At 46.4% G+C, this 19,041-nt stretch carries 17 protein-coding genes and 2 pseudogenes; 6 read left to right on the forward strand and 13 right to left on the reverse strand.

Going from position 1 to position 19,041, the window contains the following annotated elements; all coding sequences use genetic code 11:
- Nucleotides 1–4 precede the first annotated feature (4 nt).
- The 3 genes from J4685_RS14985 to golB all read right to left on the reverse strand — a co-directional run bounded on the left by J4685_RS14985 (nt 5) and on the right by golB (nt 3,891).
- Entirely contained in the window at nt 5–1,963 is a 1,959-nt protein-coding gene (locus J4685_RS14985; RefSeq protein WP_000910351.1) for a site-specific DNA-methyltransferase, read from the reverse strand.
- Nucleotides 1,964–2,151: 188 nt separating this feature from the next.
- Complete coding sequence (locus J4685_RS14990; protein ID WP_000288506.1) at nt 2,152–3,405, reverse strand: MFS transporter; 1,254 nt, start codon at nt 3,403–3,405, stop codon at nt 2,152–2,154.
- 291 nt (nt 3,406–3,696) lie between these two features.
- Nucleotides 3,697–3,891: a gold resistance metallochaperone GolB gene (golB, locus tag J4685_RS14995; protein ID WP_001159470.1), complete on the reverse strand. Its 195-nt coding sequence runs from the start codon at nt 3,889–3,891 to the stop codon at nt 3,697–3,699.
- Nucleotides 3,892–4,020: 129 nt separating this feature from the next.
- On the opposite strand from golB, the pseudogene mdsC reads away from it, so the two are divergent.
- Nucleotides 4,021–4,578 (forward strand): annotated as a pseudogene (mdsC, locus tag J4685_RS15005) (multidrug efflux transporter outer membrane subunit MdsC); the annotation flags it as partial.
- A gap of 69 nt (nt 4,579–4,647) precedes the next feature.
- On the opposite strand, the gene J4685_RS15010 reads toward mdsC, so the two are convergent.
- From J4685_RS15010 to J4685_RS15050, 9 genes and pseudogenes are all read right to left on the reverse strand, one after another.
- Nucleotides 4,648–5,007 carry a DUF4156 domain-containing protein gene (locus J4685_RS15010; RefSeq protein WP_000722978.1) on the reverse strand — a complete coding sequence of 120 codons (360 nt, stop codon included), beginning with the start codon at nt 5,005–5,007 and terminating at the stop codon, nt 4,648–4,650.
- 57 nt (nt 5,008–5,064) lie between these two features.
- Nucleotides 5,065–5,289 (reverse strand): membrane protein, encoded by a 225-nt coding sequence (locus tag J4685_RS15015; protein ID WP_000737127.1) that lies wholly within the window; start codon nt 5,287–5,289, stop codon nt 5,065–5,067.
- A gap of 10 nt (nt 5,290–5,299) precedes the next feature.
- A complete protein-coding gene (locus J4685_RS15020) occupies nt 5,300–5,941 on the reverse strand; it encodes a helix-turn-helix transcriptional regulator (protein ID WP_000610819.1) in 642 nt (213 codons plus the stop codon).
- Nucleotides 5,942–6,084: 143 nt separating this feature from the next.
- Nucleotides 6,085–6,609 (reverse strand): Ail/Lom family outer membrane beta-barrel protein, encoded by a 525-nt coding sequence (locus J4685_RS15025; RefSeq protein WP_000830237.1) that lies wholly within the window; start codon nt 6,607–6,609, stop codon nt 6,085–6,087.
- Nucleotides 6,610–7,009: 400 nt separating this feature from the next.
- On the reverse strand, nt 7,010–7,498 hold the full coding sequence (locus J4685_RS15030) for a hypothetical protein (RefSeq protein WP_000545418.1): 489 nt from the start codon (nt 7,496–7,498) through the stop codon (nt 7,010–7,012).
- Nucleotides 7,499–7,530: 32 nt separating this feature from the next.
- Complete coding sequence (locus J4685_RS15035; protein WP_000081374.1) at nt 7,531–8,214, reverse strand: transcriptional regulator; 684 nt, start codon at nt 8,212–8,214, stop codon at nt 7,531–7,533.
- A 99-nt stretch (nt 8,215–8,313) separates the two neighbouring features.
- A complete protein-coding gene (locus J4685_RS15040; RefSeq protein ID WP_000868292.1) occupies nt 8,314–9,888 on the reverse strand; it encodes an EAL domain-containing protein in 1,575 nt (524 codons plus the stop codon).
- Between the two features lie 501 nt (nt 9,889–10,389).
- Nucleotides 10,390–10,690 (reverse strand): annotated as a pseudogene (locus tag J4685_RS15045) (hypothetical protein).
- Nucleotides 10,663–11,397 carry a transcriptional regulator gene (locus tag J4685_RS15050; RefSeq protein WP_001005866.1) on the reverse strand — a complete coding sequence of 245 codons (735 nt, stop codon included), beginning with the start codon at nt 11,395–11,397 and terminating at the stop codon, nt 10,663–10,665. Before J4685_RS15050 ends, J4685_RS15045 begins: the two are co-directional and overlap by 28 nt.
- A 663-nt stretch (nt 11,398–12,060) precedes the next feature.
- Here J4685_RS15050 and J4685_RS15055 point away from each other — a divergent pair.
- From J4685_RS15055 to stbE, 5 genes are all read left to right on the forward strand, one after another.
- Nucleotides 12,061–12,597: a fimbrial protein gene (locus tag J4685_RS15055; protein WP_000062036.1), complete on the forward strand. Its 537-nt coding sequence runs from the start codon at nt 12,061–12,063 to the stop codon at nt 12,595–12,597.
- A gap of 61 nt (nt 12,598–12,658) precedes the next feature.
- Nucleotides 12,659–13,420, forward strand: coding sequence for a fimbrial biogenesis chaperone StbB (gene stbB / locus J4685_RS15060; RefSeq protein ID WP_000781485.1), 762 nt, complete (start codon nt 12,659–12,661; stop codon nt 13,418–13,420).
- On the forward strand, nt 13,404–15,965 hold the full coding sequence (locus tag J4685_RS15065; protein WP_000075325.1) for a fimbrial outer membrane usher protein: 2,562 nt from the start codon (nt 13,404–13,406) through the stop codon (nt 15,963–15,965). Before stbB ends, J4685_RS15065 begins: the two co-directional genes overlap by 17 nt.
- 4 nt (nt 15,966–15,969) lie before the next feature.
- A complete protein-coding gene (stbD, locus tag J4685_RS15070) occupies nt 15,970–17,295 on the forward strand; it encodes a fimbrial usher protein StbD (RefSeq protein WP_000899087.1) in 1,326 nt (441 codons plus the stop codon).
- Nucleotides 17,261–18,019: a fimbrial biogenesis chaperone StbE gene (gene stbE / locus J4685_RS15075; protein WP_001247030.1), complete on the forward strand. Its 759-nt coding sequence runs from the start codon at nt 17,261–17,263 to the stop codon at nt 18,017–18,019. The genes stbD and stbE overlap by 35 nt, the downstream gene beginning before the upstream one ends.
- Nucleotides 18,020–18,065: 46 nt before the next feature.
- Here the strand turns inward: stbE and J4685_RS15080 are convergent, their stop codons facing one another.
- On the reverse strand, nt 18,066–18,464 hold the full coding sequence (locus J4685_RS15080; RefSeq protein WP_000766834.1) for a hypothetical protein: 399 nt from the start codon (nt 18,462–18,464) through the stop codon (nt 18,066–18,068).
- Nucleotides 18,465–19,041 lie beyond the last annotated feature (577 nt).

Below are 19,041 nucleotides of genomic sequence, written 5' to 3' on the forward strand. Positions count from 1 at the left end.
CCTCTTAATAACGCTTCACCAGGTTCACTTTTTGATCAAGCTGTTTTAAGCCGATTTCCAGTTCACGAATGGATTCAAGGTCGAAAGAGTAGCCGTAAATGACAATGGTCTGAACCGGAAGCTGGTGCGTACCAATGTGGTTGAGAAGATCGCGGGTCTGCTCTGTTCCCCATCGTTCATCAATCAGATACAGGCGCGTATTATCAACATACCTAGCGCAATAGCCGGAAAAATCAATGGCCTGTACGTCAATATCCATTTTATAACCATCGGCGACCAGCCATGTCGTTAATAAGGTCTCTTCGCCGCTTGCGCCGCTCGGCACGCCCAATCCTCTGGCGGAAAAAGGATTGATCATGTCGGTAAATCCTGACTCGGTGAAAGCGGCCAGTTGACCGCTGGTATTGATAAAATGGCCGGTAGCAATATCGAAGCTATCCAGATCGTCCAGCGTCTGCTGTGTCGGAGTGGCAAAACGATAATGTTTAAAACCGAGATCGCTATTGGTCGCGGGATTGTTGGCGCGGATCTTCGCCGCAACGCGTGTAATTCGCTCGCGGCTGATTTCATCAATAGTGTTATAACCTGCTTTTTTCGCGATAGTGTTATTGCTTAATGCCTGATCGATAGTGCACAGAATAAACGTGCGCTGCCCCCCATCTTCTTCATTCAGCGCCATTACCGCATGGGCCGTGGTGCCGGAACCGGCAAAAAAGTCCAGAACGACGCCGTCTTTATCGATAGCGAGCTTGATGATTTTCTTCAATAATGCGGTCGGTTTCGGCGTATCAAAAACGTTGTCGCCGAAGAGATCCAGAATCTCCTTTTTCCCCTCTTTATTCGACGCTACGTTATCCCAGTAATTGGTCGTTGGCTGCCCTTTACTGTGATGCGCGTACATGACTCGCTGGGGAATACCGCCGTTATCTTTGCCAAAATAGACCAGATTATCGGCCACCAGTTTTTGGTAACTGGCTTCAGGATAAGCCCATAGTCTTTCGTGTACCGTACCGTTCGGCGTGGTAATTTTATAGGTATAGCCGCCGCCGCTCAGCCCTTTTGACACCGTTAACGGCACCGGGCGCCATTTCCCTTCAGGAAACTGTTCGGTCGGTTCTTTATAGGATTTCTGAATATACTCTTTAGAAAGCGGTTCTAAACGTAAAGCGCCCTGACCGGTTTTGGCATAAACAAGAATGTATTCCCCCTGGATGGAAACGTTATCAGAGTCGTTAGAAATCTCTTTTTTGCGCTTCCACATCACATTGGTGACAAATCCGCCTTCGCCAAAAATCTCATCCATCATTAATTTAAGATTGGCGTACTCATTATCGTCGATAGAGATAAAAATAAATCCGGTATCTTTCAGGAGCTTCCTGGCCAGGAAAAGACGCGGATACATGAAAGATAACCACGCGGAGTGCGTCGATTTACCCTGAATGGATTTTAAACGTGCTAGTTCAGTATCATTAAGACCAAACATATCCTGCAACGCCCGATCGCTATATTCAAAATGATCGGGATAGACAAACCCGTCCGATCCGGTGTTATAAGGGGGATCGATATAGATCATATCGACGGTATCGGCGTAATTATTTTGCAGATGGCGTAAAACATCCAGATTATCCCCGGTCAGAAAAAGATTATGGCTGTTTTTGTTTTCTGCCAGAGTATTGTGTTCCACGTCAGGAACGATAACGGTAACGGATTTTTCACCCGCCTGTTTTTTTGCGTAATCTTTGCCAATAAAATCAATCTGATAACCGCTAGTCAGCTCATCAATATTACGCGCTTTCAGCGCGCGCTCAAATTTGGCGAGATCAAATCCGCCTTTCGCGATCAGTTCGCCCTGCTCGTTATAGCGATCGGCGATAAAAAATTCCGGTAATGCACGTTGTAACTCAGACAGAAAGGCGCTATTCGGGGCAACAGACTCGTTGTGTTTTTGGTTATCTTTCAACATGATATCTTCGCTCCGTTGACAATTTTAAGGTCCAACAATCAATTTCTTATAAAGAAAAAAGTAAGCGATGATTGTAATGGTCACGAAAGGCAGATGCCATCATTAACCTTTGTTGTTCGTTGAAAGGGCGTAAAAACCACAGGAGGAAGGAGCGCTCCCGGCGACAGTATGCGCCAGGAGCGTAGTGTTTACGTGCGATGACCGATGGCCGACTCCGGGAGGGCGTCGCTATCTGTACCGGAGATGACGACCCCCCGGGTCTCGCGACCAAATGCCACAAATACACAGATTAAAATAGCCACCGCGCCAGCCACGATCGCCATTGCCAACCCGTAATTGCCACCATGCGTTTCCGCGATGCGGGCCTGTAACGTCGCATTAACCGACGCCAGTAAATTACCGAGTTGGTAAACAAACCCTGGCAGCACGGCGCGCGCATTCGCCGGAACCAGCTCGTTTAGCCAGGTCGGCACGACTCCCCAGGCGCCCTGCACCATAAACTGCATCAGGAACGCGCCCAGGCCAATCGTGAATGATCCGCTGGAAAATGCCCATAGCGGGAGTACCGGAAGCGCAAGAAAGGCGGCGATCATGATCGCTTTTTTACGCCCAATACGTTCCGATAGCGTACCGTAGAAAATACCGCCGAGCATGGCGGCAATGTTATAAAAAATTGCAATGATACTGATCAGATGCGGATCAAAACTATGCTGCATCTTCAGGAAGGTAGGATAGAGATCCTGCGTGCCGTGACTGAAAAAGTTAAAGAACGCCATGACCAGCACCAGATACAGACACAACTTCCACTGTTTGCGCAGAACAGGAAGCAGCGCGGTATTCTCTTTACGCGCTCTGGCCGCCAGCCAGACGGGGGATTCCGGCACTTTAAACCAGATATAAGGCAGCAAGACAACAGGCAGGGCGCCAATCAGGAACATGCCGCGCCAGCCTACCATACTGTAGAAGAGGCCAAAAATAACCGAGGCGAACAGATAGCCGCAGGGATAGCCCGCCTGAAAAATGCCCGACATCAGGCCACGCGAACGATCGGGAATGGTTTCCATCGCCAGTGATGACGCGACGCCCCATATCCCGCCCATCGCCACGCCGTACATGACCCTAAAAATCAGAAATGCCATGAAGGTGGGCGACCAGGCGGAAAGCAGTTCAAACACCGTAAAGAACAGAATATTGAGCATCAGTATCGGTCGACGTCCGTACTTTTCCGCCATTCGGCCAAATAGCAGCGCGCCAATGGGACGTACCGCCAGGGTCAGCATAATCGCAATGGAAACGTCCGATACGGAAGCGTGAAACCATTCGGCGAGATCGCTAAGTACAAAGACAAGGATAAAGAAATCAAACGCATCCAGCATCCAACTGGTAAAGCTGGCAAACGCCACATGTCGTTGTGTCGTCGTCCAGTTCAGGGGGGTGTACATAGGTAGTGTCCTGCATCAAAAAATAACATCAAGCTTTGAAGCGGCGAAACGCTGGAGCGCCCCCGTCGTCAAAGCGACGTAACAAGGTAGCGTTGCGCTACTTATTTGTTATCTTTTTGTATATAGCAGGTAAAATGTTAGCAAAAATAGACAAATCATTACATATTATTAACAAAGCTTACTGACACATGATTTGTCACATTTTTTATGGGGATTATCTCACGCAAAGAAAAGCGAAGCATGGCTAGCGTATCGCGACCGGCCTGTCGCCAGACCGATCGCCATTGACGATTACCTTTCGCGCGGCGGGAAACCGGCCTTTTGCAGGGCGGCGGCAATCTGCTCCGCGGATAGCGACGTTTCAACGTCAACCAGACGCGTCGCCGGGTCAGTTCTCACCGTCGCATTAGCATCGAGAGTCAGAATCGTCTTTTTTACCGTACTGGCGCAGCCGCCGCAGGTCATGTCATCAATATGGAACTGCATGGTGAACTCCTTTTGTGTGGTAACTGTTGCCAGTCTGGGCCTTGCCAGTGTTGGAAGGTCAAGCGTAATCTCAGGACTTACAGACGCTTTGTCAGTCCATGACGACGAGGACGGCGCAACACCGCTCCGGTACGCGCCTCCGAGTACAGGCTGCGCGGCGCAAACGCCCGGATAGGCGCAGCGCGCGCCGCCTTCTTCCCGACCATCAGCCTGACAGGCACGGCGGGAACGGCCAGCGCGTCTCTTAGCGGACTCTTTGAACCGGGATCGGGAAGCTGGCGTTTTCTACCGCAAATCACCTTGCCTCTCTTTCACGGCGGCGCATTACGCGCTGACCTGGATAGGGCGCATGTCCAAAAACAGATTGAAATCGCCAGGTATGAAAACGTTATTCAGCAAGCCTTTCGCGACGTGGCGGATGGTCTGGCGGGACAACGTACGCTGAATGACCAGGTGCAATCAGAACAACGCGCGGTTGAAGCCAGCCAAATCGCCTATGAGCTGGCCGGACTCCGTTTTCAGGAAGGCGTCGATGACTACCTTACGCTGCTTGATACCCATCGTATGCTTTATGGCGCGCAGCAGCGTCTGGTGCGCACACGGCTCATGCAACAGCTGAATATCATTAATCTGTATAAAGCATTAGGCGGCGGTTGGCGGGAATACAGCGAGAAAAAGCAAGGTTAGCCCAAATAGCGCGCGCGTCGCCAGTGCGGCGCGCGCGCTAAACAGGCATATATTGCCTGCAAAATAAGGTTAACGAGGGCAACGATAAACGTTCCCGCTTAACGTGACATTCGTTTGTTTGCTTGAGCCAGAACCGTGCCATGAACTTCCTGTCTGGCCTGCACGCTGGGTTAACAGGACTACCGTATTTCCGCCCATTTTATAAGCTTTGTTTTTCAGATCGTTACGGGCACCCGTTTCCAGGTTACTGTTGGAAGTCCAGCCACCGGTAAAGAAATTCCCCTGGCTGCCCGTGATATCCCCTAAGTAGCTGCATTCCTTACCTGGCTCGCTGGTCATCACCCGTACCTGTTCAGCGCCATAATTCAACGAATTAGCGCTACATGCGGTTAAAGCCAAGCCGACGAAACATACTAAGATCTTTTTCATACTAATACCTGGTCTATTAATCATTAAATAATAACGCGTTCTTGCTTCTGAACGCCGTCAAGGAACTATATTTAAGATGTAACGAATGTCTTTCATTTGCTGAAGAAAAGTCTCTGTCATGATGCTATCATGTATGCTTGAGGCTATTTCTTGTTCAGTTTTTTCAATATGCTCTCTGAGTCTTATTTTTGTTTTTTCGTCAAGCGCCGAGATAAGTATCTTAATGGCAAGCAGCATAGTAGGATTGATGCTTTCACACTCTCTCATCGTTAACTTTTTCATCTTGTTTGCTTCAAGCCTGATCGGCGTTTTTGTCTACACGGCAAATTTTAGATGCGAAGATATGGCGACTTCTTTGGTAAATAAATAGCAAATGGAAAAAGCGCTTGAAGCCATATTTACGACAGATACGCAATCTATGAATGTACAAAGTCTTACGACTAATGCCATAGCTACTGGCGATCTGACTCATCGACTTTTTATATAAAAAGTGCCATAACAACTCTTCCTCCTTTTTTGTCAACGGCGCAATTTCACCGACCGCTACATCGTTTGCACAAGCGTATTTAATGAAATGCTCAATAAAAACAGGCTTTGCCAAATCGGGATCGATATCAGGATCTCTATCGCAGCCATGTGGATAAAGTTTTCCAATATCTCTGCGCGTGAGCCAGATTCGACGAGCATGCGGATAATGCTGCATGAGCGCCTTAAAACCTTTCCAGACCCCCTGAATCAAAACTCGTCCATCAATAATAATTATGATATCTTCGCTAGCTGATATCTGACACGAATTATATTCTCCATTGAGTGGGAACATAAAGCACTTCCCATCCTCAAAGAGTGAAGCGATGCCTAAATAAGTATAATAATCATCCGTTAAAACTATACCTATCGTTTTTAACGGAAGTTGTTCCGATAGTGAATTTATCATAATTTCATCAATAGAATAACGCTACGGTGAGTGTTTTATCTTCCTCTTAAGATTACCTGAGCGCTTATAACCATCCCTATTCTGTAGCAGCGCCATATTATTTTTAATTCCTTGCCATAAACGTAACGCTTATAATTTTAATGTCAGAAGCGATAACCTACGCTGACACCAAATGTATTGGTATCCACAGCGAAGAAACGACTGGCTTCCCATGATGCATCGATAGATATACTCTTAACTGGATTAAATATTACGCCAGCGCCGTAGGCAAAGGAGTCTTCTTTTGAGTGTTTATTAAATTTCATCGTCGCTATACCCGCATTGCCGTACAGGCTCACATAGTCATTAAAACGATATGTTGGTCCAAACATCAAAGAACCATAGTCTACAGAATCGGAACCATTTTTATGCAATTTCCCCTCTTTCCAGGTGTAGTTCTCCATTTCATTGCGCGTCGCGGTGAATGATCCTAACATCCCCCAGGTCTCATTGAACTCGTAACGATATTTAAAATTAAAGCCTCGCAGATCTTTGCTATCACTATTTTTCAATGAACTGAGATGAGTTTGTGCATAACCAAACGATACGGTGTGCTGATCGTTAGCCAAAGCTAAAGGTGACGCTAATAATAAACCTAAAAAAACAAGGAACGAAGACCGTCTTTTCATTAAAACCACTCCATTTTTGATATATAATTAAGGCGGTACCGGAACTTATGGCACACAAATAGCATTTAGATTAAGAGCACCTAATGCGCTTATTACCAGTCATGCCAACTGCGGAAGTAATATAACCTGATATATTCGATAATGGATATGAAATCAGTCTTACAGAGTTCTTACTTTTTTATTAATAGCGGATTCATAGTTGCTTCAGACCCGATCCTGGCATCGCATCCGTCAGGCGGACTGCGAGAGGTTATCAGCGAGTATCAGTCACCTCCCTGAAGAGTAAAAATACATAACCCATTGTTTTTAATGTACTTTAACTGGTGATCGAGTTAACCTTTACCCTTGCGGAGGGCAATTTCGCAACTCGCTTTCTGACGCATTCAGACAACATTCAGATCTACTGCGCGGTACAAACGTTATAAAGCTGCCGATTAAGAGAATAGAAAAAGGTTTTCTCACCCACTTTAGATATTCGAATCTCATTAGCCGCTTCCGGATGCAGAACCCGTAAATGTGATAACAGATCGCCAGCCGTATCCGTGGCAAAGACTTTTACCTGGGATACTTCGAACGTATAAACACCAGGCGCTGTTCGATGTAAATTTTTCATATACACGTCCCGGTATAATATTTTTACACCGTTATCTTTTGTTTTTATTTCATATTGAAGCGTAATTCTCTTCATCTTAAAATCAAGAACAAGACTGCCATCGGCATGGATATCTTTAGGTTGTATCGTCGTTACCGTTCTTGTCGTACATAAAAATTCATTAGTATTAATAGAACTATGGTTACTGTTTCGTACCCAAACTACCATCAGTACGACTGAAACAGCCAACATACCAAGCGTCGCCACGCTTAATAACGTTCTTTTATGGAAATGCATTTCGGCTCCGCTATATCAAGTTGGTTAAGACACTAGACAAAAATATTTGTATTAGGAACGCGAATGTAATAAATGATTTTTCCGTTTTGTTTATGTATTTCATTACTCATCTCAGAGTACGCTTCAATGATATCCGCCAGATGGGTTTTATCATGCCCGACACTATAAAAAGTGTATCCATCATACGAACCATTGAGGGTAAAATAATCAATATTTTCACCCTTAACTTTATAAATCATAAAAAACATCAGAAGCGCGGCCAGGCAAAAGTAGAGCCAATCTTTTCTATTCACAGCGCCCGGTATTGGGGGAATAATAGTGTCATCGCGCCGCACTTCAACCGTCGATAATTCTGTTTCAGCAACAGCAGGCAACGGCATATCTTGCGCCTCATCACTCAACGGTTCAATGGAAACTGAGAGTAAAACACCCACGCGAGGGCGAGTCACAACAGACGCCCCCTTAAGACCAATTTTATCAAATGATCCTCGTAGCTGGTTAATCAGTTTATAATAACTGGCATCAGAGACCACGACACCTTTGCGCCCCCAGACATAGTTAATTAAATCATCTTTTTTAAAAAGGCCTTCATAAAAAGCGATAAGCAAACTGCGTTCCGATTCAGATATCGTTATCGACTCTCCGGCGCAGGAAAGCGTCATTCGTTCACAATCAAGAATAACCCTTTTGTCAATCAGATAATTGTTCTGACTCATAAAAATATCCGCCCCAGTGCTATCACGTTTCTTCACGGCATAAACATATTACCAGGATATATCGTGCTATTGAATTTTTTTCCGTAGCGAGTTCCTGCATTATTCAGCCACCAGATCGCTCGCGGATCTGCTTTCCCCCTTGAGCAAACCATTTTGCCGCTGGGCTGACTTGCCAAGCCAACTCATAAAGTCATTAGTCCCCATCGGCCTGGCATAAAGAAATCCCTGAACGAATCCTACCCCGTGGCTTAAGATGTAACGCAATTGGTGCTGGGTACTGACCCCTTCAGCAACCACATTGAGTCCCAGTCGCTGACTCAGCGTAATGATAGTATCCAGGACAGGAACATCATCGCTGCTGGTATCAATGGTATCGATAAACGTTCTGTCTATTTTAAGATAGTCTACAGGTAATTGCTGGAGATAGGAGAGGGAGCAATAGCCGGTCCCAAAATCATCAATCGCTATTAACACGCCTTTTTCACGGAGCGTTGAAAGTTTTTCCGCGACCTGTGAAGGTTCTACAATCAGGCTACGTTCGGTGAGCTCCAACATAAGCGTTATCGTTCCCAAACGAGTCCTGAGCGCCTCTATATCTTGTATAAAACCGTCATCCATAAGATGCGCAGGCGATATATTTACGCTGATATAGAAATCATCCGGTACAGTCCAGTTTATCACGTCATGAGCAATCAGTTCGAACAGATGACGAGAGAGTGGAATAATCATGCCTTCATTTTCTGCGGCGGTAATAAAAATATCGGGAGTTATAAAACGGCCATCCGGTTGCGGCCAGCGCATTAGCGCCTCCACGCCGCCGCAACCACCGTGTTTAACGTTAAAAACAGGTTGATAATGTACCGTAAACTCATTGTGCGTTATTCCCCTGGCAATCTCCCGGGCCAGAGATAAACGTTTTAAATACCAGCGCCTGTAGAACAACATCATCCCTACAGAAAAACACAATGACAGCGGAACAAAAATAAAAAGGTTTTGTAACCAGTATGCCGATAACGTTGAGAAAGGGGTTCGCACCATCAGCTGGATAGTGTGATCGGTTGAGGTGAAGCGCTGCGTTAAAAACGCCTTACCGCGCAACGTCGCAGCGCTGGTAATCGCCTCCCCTGCGCCGAATGTCAGGCTAAAGGCTGATGCTCTCTCTGCTGCCAATATCTCCATGAGCTCCTGGACATACTGCGAATCCACAATGACGAAGGCCGCTTTATTCGCTGCTACTTTTTTCACATAAACCACAACAAGGCGATCGGGTCCTTCGGCCATACTACCGATAGATCGCAACCACCGTTCCGGATAAGAAGCAGGTAAAGAAAGCCCTGCCAGCCGGGAAAAATGATAGCGTTCGGTTCCTGTGACAAAGGAGCAAGTGATATCACCATTTTCCAGAAATCCAATGTCACGGACATAAGGAGTGAAGGCCCGCGTTCTGGACAGTTCTTTCAGCGTGTCAGTGCAGGAACTCTCAGCCAGTCTGGCGGCTTTTCCGGCGACTTGCCAGGAGGCGGCGGATATATCCGCGCTAAACCGCAGCAGCGTATTGGCGCTGACGGCGATATCTCGTTTTAGCTGGAAGATACCCGCGAGTAACCCCACCAATATCATTACGATCAGTGGAACGGCAATAAACAACATCAGAAATAGCTTTCTTACTTTCAAAACATTGCCCTCTTACCGGCCTTCCTTTTGCCACTGTACGCTTTTATAGGATAACTAAAGTAACATTAATAGAGAAAAGCAATATTGAGAGATAGATTATACGTTCTTAATGATAGCAAGATGGCACTCCCTGTGCCGAAAATAGACAAGAAAATATCAATATCCAACAGGTGCAGGATACTATCGTTAAAATAAGCGATAGCAGATATCTAAATTCAATATGTTAGCCAGATGCCAGGTTCGCTGCCTGATGAGGCATAACCATCACGGAACGAATTCCCATCAATACAGGGATTATTAGCTACAACTCAACGTTACTACTGGTGGTACACACATTATACAAATGCCGATTAAGCGAAAACATGTAGGTGTTTTTCCCAATTTTGACCATCTTTAGCTCATTAATCGTACCGGGTTGTAACAACCTCAACCAGGAAAATAAATCGCCAGCAGTATCAGACTCAAAGGTCTTAACTGAATTGACTTTAAAAGTAAATGTTTTCATACCCGTTCTGCGCAGTTTGCTGATGCAGATGTCACGAAAAAAAAGCCGCTTCTCTTTCGTATCGGTAGTAACATCGTAGTGTAGGGTAATCCTGCCGGATTTAAGATCCAGCACAAGTCCACCATCCATGTACAATTTTCGTGGTTCAATATACGCTTCTGATTTTGTCGTGCATATAAGATTATTGGTTCTATAAGAGTCACGATTTACCCACTCAAGCGCTATTACCGATCCGATTGCGACAATGGCGATAAATATTACAAATATAATCAGTAACGTTCTTTTACTGTAATACATTTTGGCACCGCCATTTCAACAGGATTTAAGCATTGCAGAAAAATATTCATATTTGGCTCCCTGATATAATAAAGATGGCGTCCATTTTGCCGGTAAATTTTAATTTTTAGAGAGTTAAAAGCAAAAACTACTTCACTTAATGTGACCTTATCCTCTTTTGTTTTATAGATTGCATAATCGTTATATTCACCAAGATATGTAAAAAAACTATCAGGGCTGTTACGAACAGGCGCTTTATATATAGTAAATACACCATAGAGCAATGCCAGAAGAATGGCTCCTGTTAATACCACAAATACGCTGTGACGTTTAATTTTGTAAAATATGTTCTCCCGAGTCGGGGTGCCTTTAACGTTTTCATCACTCACCTTTAGGGAGGTGATTTTTTTTATAGGTTCAATGGCAACAGACAGCGACACCCCCACCCGAGGACGAGTTACGATGTCAGATGACTGTAGACCGATGCTACTAAAATCATTTCTCATTTGATTAATGAGTTTATAGTAACTTGATTCTGAGACGCAGCCTCCACGATTTTCCCAAACAAAATGAATAATATCTTCTTTTTTGTAAAGACCATGCCAAAAAGCAAGAAGCAGATGGGTCTCAGCTTCTGATATTCTGATTATCTCATTACCATGCGATAAGGTCATCTTCGTACTATCAAATACAACACGCTTATCAAGTAAAAATATGCTTTCATTCATGACAATCCTAAAGGTAACTGCATCCATCATTCAGACGACATATTATCATGCTCAAAAAAGAATTCAGCCCCCTAATTAACCTGAGTTTAACTTATAAGTCTCACTTATAGTAAACAATAATTGACACAAGTATTACCTGCACATTACAAATCAAACAGTTATAGGTAAATCTGAACACTTTTCTTTACCTTAACGCAAACTCAGGAAACTTCTGAAAGGCCAAAAGTAAGAAAAAAGTAAGACTAATTATACTGTTTCAGAAGCACATTTCAGAAAATTTACCTTAATCTCACCATCGTATTATCCATCGGGAGGTTTAACTGATGCGGATTTTACATAGCAAAAATGTGCAGGTTTGTATTGCAACATAGTCTATCTATTCAGACGCGGAGAGAATTGTTATCGGATTACACTCAATCAAATGATAACACTATCAGTTGTACTAATGAGATGTATGGACGAAAGCGCTTATCGCTCTATTTCATGATAAGAGAAATAAGTCTGTTTGTTTTATATCGCATTATCAATAGTCAGGAGGGTATAGCTCACATCCAAAAATAGAGTTAATGATCGTTATTTTTACCACTCCTCCATAAGCACGAAACATTCGGGCGAATTACACTCGTCCTGAAAAAGTAAAGATTAATACAGGAACATTATTATATGTCTATGAAAAAATATTTAGCAATGATCACAGGCTCGCTTCTTGTCTCCAGCAGCGCGATGGCTGTTTCTGATAACACCATCACCTTTCAAGGGGAAGTCTCTGATGAAACGTGCTCTGTCGTGATTAATGGTAATCAGGCTAAACCCGTCGTGTTATTGCCAACAGTAAGTACTAAAGAGTTATCAGAACAAGGGAAAACCGCGGGGCCAATAACGTTTGATATTGGGCTGTCCGGGTGTACCGGCTCTAAGGACAAAACAACAAAAATTTCCACTGTCTTTGTTGGTAATCAGGTCACCAGTAACGGTAACCTGGGTAATACTGGCAGCGCGAAAAATGTTGAAGTCCAATTACTCGACACTTCAGGGGAGCCAATCAATCTGACCGGCGGCTTTACTGGCGACGGCGACCTACAGCTGGAACCAAATGCTTCTGAAGCGAGCGCGACTTATACCGCGCGGTATTACTCTACCGGGAAAGCAGAGGCTGGGACAGTCGCTGCCACCCTTCAATACGCCGTTTCGTATAAATAATTGTCGCTACGGTCTGGCGTTGAAACGCCAGACCATTTTCAATCGCCAGGGAGTTGTTGAGATGAAAATGGATACCCGACATTCCGCATTATATTACTTAATAGTTTTTCTATTCCTGGCCCTACCCGCCACAGCATCGTGGGCGAGCGTTACTATTTTGGGTAGCCGAATAATTTACCCATCAACAGCCTCCTCCGTAGATGTGCAGTTAAAAAATAATGATGCAATACCTTATATCGTACAAACCTGGTTTGATGATGGCGATATGAATACCAGCCCGGAAAATAGCAGCGCGATGCCGTTTATTGCCACGCCGCCAGTATTTCGTATTCAACCCAAAGCAGGCCAGGTGGTACGCGTAATTTATAACAACACAAAAAAATTGCCGCAGGATCGTGAATCAGTATTCTGGTTTAACGTATTACAGGTACCACCAACGAATATTGGCAGCGACAGCGGGCAAAATAAAATGTTGGTGATGCTGCGCTCAAGAATAAAACTTTTCTATCGTCCTGACGGGCTAGGTAAACCTGATAATCTGGCGAAAAAACTACAGATTAAAACGGTAAATAAGGGTTCCGGAAAAAGCGGTATTGTTATTGTTAATCCGCAGCCCTGGTTTGCCTCTTTAAGTAACCTGAATGTAAAAGTGAACGGCGCTTCGTATAACCTGGATGCTGACATGATTGCCCCTTTCTCCAGTCAAACCTGGTGGCTGCCGGGCAAACGGTCACTCAAATCCTTCTCCGGTACAGTCACCGTTACTTTGGTTAACGACCTGGGCGCAAGGATAAGCGAGAGCTACGATGTCCCCCACCATTAATTTGAACCGCAAAAGCCTTGCGCTATTGATCGCCATAGTTTGCTCAGGCTCCGCGCAGGGTGAAGAGTATTATTTTGATCCTGCGCTACTTCAGGGGGCCACTTACGGACAAAATATTGCCCGTTTTAATGAACAGCAAACGCCTTCCGGAGACTATCTTGCCGACGTTTACGTTAATGGCACGCTGGTAACAGCGAGCACTAATATTCGATTTAATGCTGTAAAAGAGGGTCAACAGGCTGAACCCTGCCTGCCCTTATCGGTGATGAAAGCGGCACAAATAAAATCACTCCCCGAGACCGACGCTGCGACCGAGTGTCGCCCGCTCAGGGAGTGGGTACCTCATGCCGGCTGGCAATTTGATAGCGCCACGCTTCGCCTGTTGCTGACGATTCCAATGACCGAACTTACGCACAAACCGCGCGGTTATATCTCCCCTTCAGAGTGGGATAGCGGCGCGCTGGCGCTGTTTTTACGCCATAACACAAACTGGACCCACACCGAAAATACCGACAGCCATTATCGCTACCAATACTTATGGAGCGGTTTAAACATGGGCGTTAACCTCGGACTTTGGCAGGTCCGTCATCAAAGTAATCTGCGCTATGCCAATAGCAACCAGAGCGGAAGCGCCTGGCGCTATAATAGCGTTCGAACCTGGGTGCAAAGACCTGTCGCATCTATTAACAGTATCCTGTCGCTGGGCGATAGCTATACGGACTCCAGCTTATTCGGCAGTCTGTCCTTTAACGGAGTTAAGCTTGTCACCGACGAGCGGATGCGCCCTCAGGGCAAACGCGGTTATGCGCCGGAAGTTCGGGGCGTAGCGGCCAGTAGCGCGCACGTGGTAGTAAAACAACTGGGGAAAGTGATTTATGAAACCAACGTTCCGCCGGGCCCATTTTATATTGACGATCTGTACAACACCCGTTATCAAGGCGATCTGGAGGTAGAGGTTATCGAGGCCAGCGGTAAAACCTCACGTTTCACCGTGCCTTATTCTTCCGTGCCGGATTCGGTACGTCCCGGTAACTGGCACTATTCGCTGGCCTTCGGCAGGGTTCGTCAGTACTACGATATTGAAAATCGTTTCTTTGAGGGAACGTTCCAGCACGGCGTTAATAACACCATTACCCTCAACCTCGGTTCACGAATTGCGCAGCGTTACCAGGCATGGCTGGCGGGCGGCGTCTGGGCCACCGGTATGGGCGCGTTCGGCCTTAACGCCACCTGGTCGAATGCGCGCGCAGAGCATAACGAGCGCCAACAAGGCTGGCGCGCAGAACTCAGTTACAGCAAAACGTTTACCACCGGCACTAACCTGGTACTGGCGGCTTATCGTTATTCAACCAACGGCTTTCGCGATCTTCAGGACGTGCTCGGCGTACGCCGGGAAGCAAAAACGGGGATTGATTACTACTCCGACACGCTGCATCAACGCAATCGCCTGTCCGCGACGGTAAGCCAGCCGTTAGGACGGCTTGGCACGCTTAACCTCAGCGCCAGCACCGCAGACTACTACAATAACCAATCGCGTATAACACAGCTACAAATGGGGTATAGCAACCAGTGGCGGAATATAAGCTACGGGGTGAATATCGCGCGACAGCGCACCACCTGGGATTACGATCGCTTTTATCACGGCGTTAACGAACCACTGGACGTGAGTAGCCGACAAAAATATACCGAAACCACAATGTCGTTTAATGTCTCTATACCGCTGGATTGGGGCGAAAACAGAACGTCTGTCGCTATGAATTATAACCAGTCCAGTCAAAGCCGTTCCTCAACCGTATCCATGACCGGCAGTAGCGGTGAAAACAGCGACCTGTCATGGTCGGTTTATGGCGGCTACGAGCGTTATCGCAATAGTAATAGCGATAGCAGCGCGCCAACGACGTTTGGCGGTAATCTACAACAAAACACCCGGTTTGGCGCACTTCGCGCCAACTATGACCAGGGTGATAACTATCGTCAGGAAGGACTGGGCGCGTCCGGCACCCTGGTACTCCACCCTGGCGGTCTGACGGCTGGCCCCTATACCAGCGATACCTTTGCGCTTATTCATGCCGATGGCGCGCAGGGCGCGATCGTACAAAATGGCCAGGGCGCTGTGGTTGATCGCTTTGGTTACGCCATTCTGCCTTCGTTATCTCCTTACCGCATCAATAACGTTACGCTCGACACCCGTAAGATGCGCAGCGATGCCGAACTGACGGGAGGAAGTCAGCAGATTGTGCCCTATGCCGGCGCCATCGCGCGTGTCAATTTCGCCACTATCAGCGGCAAAGCGGTGCTGATCTCCGTGAAGATGCCGGATGGCGGCATACCGCCAATGGGCGCTGATGTTTTCAACGGTGAAGGCACAAACATCGGCATGGTCGGCCAGAGTGGGCAGATTTATGCCCGTATCGCCCATCCGTCGGGTTCTCTACTGGTGCGCTGGGGAACAGGGGCAAACCAGCGTTGCCGGGTTGCCTACCAACTCGATCTTCACACCAAAGAACCGTTTCTCTATCTGAACAAAATCTGCGAGAAGGAATAGCACAATGCTTTTTAGTTTCCGAACGCTCTTGTTTATCACCAGTCTGTTTGTCAGCGCCGGAACATGGTCGTCATGTATCAAAGTCACCGATAAGAGCGCGCTCTCTGACGCGGCGATAAAAGCGGGCTACACGGCGCAAAACTGGATCGGCGCACTTGACACGAATACGGGTAATATCGGTTTGCCAACGGTGATTAGCGTCAGTAATAGTGAAACATTTCAACCCTCCGGCACACTATTGGCCAGTGGGATCGGTAACTTCCTGACGGCCGCCACCGGAACGCCCTATTCCAGTAAACAGGTACTTTACCGCTGCGATACCGCCGATGCCGGGAAGCTCTATGAGATGTATTCGACAAATGGCGATAGCGCTTTTGCGGGGGCATTTTTTACTCCCGAAGTAGAAGGCGCCTATTATGATGTGGAGCGTAATGTTGCTGTCCGTATGACAAACCTCAGTACCGGCGAATATTACAGCCGTTTCTGGAAAGAACGCCAACTTACCGCAGACAGTTGGTTTCAGGATGACAAATATATTTATATTCCTGCCAGCGCGTTTAGCAACGTGCTATATGAGATGTTTAAAATTGACTCAAGAAAATATTTTGCCTACCAGAATCCAATGGACCGAGATACCTGGACGCAGCCTCGGGGTTATATCGCGTTTAAAGGCCCAGGCTTGATTACCGAGCGGATCAAAGCGGGACTGGATCATGCCAGCGATTATTATGGCTGGCCCAGCTATTGGCCCGGGGCATGGAGTACATATAATAGCGTCACCTATGTTCGCGGCGCGTTATGTAAAATCACAGATTATCCTGCGATCGTGAAAATTCCCCCTGTCGCCGTCGGCATATTAGCCGCCGGAGGCAATAGCCAGGCGCCTTTCCACGTCAGCCTGGAATGTGAGTCCGGTGCCGTGTCCAGTGCCCTCCCGTCCACCAGCGCCGCTAATGTCGCAATGGGGTTTGTCGTTAATCAACCCACCGCCGTGGCGGCGGCGCGTCGCCTGGGGCTAACCACATCCGCAGGCGGTCTGTCGTGGCTACTGGACACCCATTATGGCGAACCTGGCGTAGCCTCCGGAGTGGGTATCCGCATCTATAACGATGCCGGTACGCCAATTAACCTGTTACCCGATCGGATCAAGACAGGCACTGGCAACGCCCGAGGCTGGTATGGCTATAAAGATTTAACCACACGGGTATCATCCGGTTCAGTAGAAACCTACAGCGGTGATTTTACTGCCTCGCTTGAGGCGATCGGCGGACAAACAGTAACGGCAGGAAGCGTGAATGCGCAATTACAGGCAGTGGTTAGTTTTCAGTAAAGTCATATTAACGCTACTCGGGTTGACGGGATGGTATGGCCCGGCACAAGCCGCCGTTAATATTGACAGAACCCGAATTATTTTTGCTTCAGATGATGTCGCTCAATCGTTGACATTATCCAACGATAATACAACGCCGATGCTGTTACAGGTATGGACCGACGCCGGAAACATTGACGCCTCTCCGGATAATAGCAAAACGCCGCTGGTGGCGCTGCCGCCGGTATTTAAAATGCAGCCAGGAGAACTGAGAACGCTTCGCCTGCTCCTGAGTTCCCGCCAGCAGCTGGCAACGGACCGGGAGAGTCTCTTCTGGCTAAACATTTATCAGATACCGCCAGTCACCCAGGACATTAAAAACCACCCGCGAAAACTGGTATTACCGCTTCGTTTGCGGCTAAAAATTTTAATTCGCCCGACCGGATTAAAAGCGCCAACGGAAGCGGAGGAGAAAAAATTACGCTTTATTGCTAAAGAGAATACTATACGGATAGTTAACCCCACCTCGTGGTATATGAGTTTAACACTAACGATGGATGACAAGAAAAGTATCGGCGATATCATGGTTGCGCCGAAAACAGCACTTGATGTGCTGCTAACACGCTCGCCAACGCCGGGGGCATCGATAAATTATGCAGTAATCAATGACTCCGGGAACTGGCGACAATATACCGCCATACTGGAAAAATATATTAGTGAGAGTGATTTTGTTCCTGTGTTTTGATGGGAAATATTCAGGGATACAATCGTATCCCTGAGGCAAGCCAGACTCAGCATGTACCATTGTCAAAAATAGCATTAAGCTGATATTTTACTTTTCGCACGGCATCTTTGTTCTGTTGAGTTCCCTTCTCCTCAACAGACATATCCCATACGTTTTCATTATCTGATTCAATTAATGTGTAGAACGTATTATTATTACGCATCATATAACCGCGAAAATTATTTTCGATGCCCGTTGTCACAGGCTTGGCAGCCCCTGAAATAACAGACTCTATCTCTTTATTGAAAAGCTGATATTGAATATTTGCGCAGTTTAAATCACAGGCAGAACATTTAAGATTTAAAACAAGCAGTATCGTGTTATTTTCAAAAACAAGGGCATAATGATTGCTGGCAGATGAACATAACGGGAATAGCGCGAGAAGGAGAATTATTATCAATTTCATATTATTATATAGACTCCGTCAAAGAAAACTTTCATTTCACTTGTTCTTCTGTTAACTCACCCTTTCATTTCACGCCCCTGAGAATAGCGAAAGGCATACCATGCAGAACGAATGCTTTCCGGACTGACGTCCTCACAGGCATCCATACCATGCCAAACAAGTACGCGAGAAAGAAAATGAGAAGATTGTTATGAAAGGAAAGTTTGTAACCGCTTGATTGAAATGGTGCCGATAATAGGAGTCGAACCTACGACCTTCGCATTACGAATTATAAGAACTACCTTTTAAGTCAACAACATACCGCGTCATACCTGCGCTCACACGTCCCATCTTCGAAAAACATGCAAAGCCTTGCAAGCCGATGCAAAGCTTTGTGTGTCCCGTTTTTGTCCCAAACCACTTAGCAATCAGCAATAAAAATTGATCGGTAACAACGATCAATTAACGCGCAAACAATAACTTTAAACTATCAAAGATTACATTATTGATCGTTTATATCGATCAAGGCAATTTGTAGTGCTACACTCCAGACCTTTCCGAATCCGCTGATTTTCATAATGTTGAAGTTATTCGCTAA

The organism is Salmonella sp. 32100201201700099SM (assembly GCF_017572645.1).
In the GTDB taxonomy this organism is placed as follows: domain Bacteria; phylum Pseudomonadota; class Gammaproteobacteria; order Enterobacterales; family Enterobacteriaceae; genus Salmonella; species Salmonella enterica.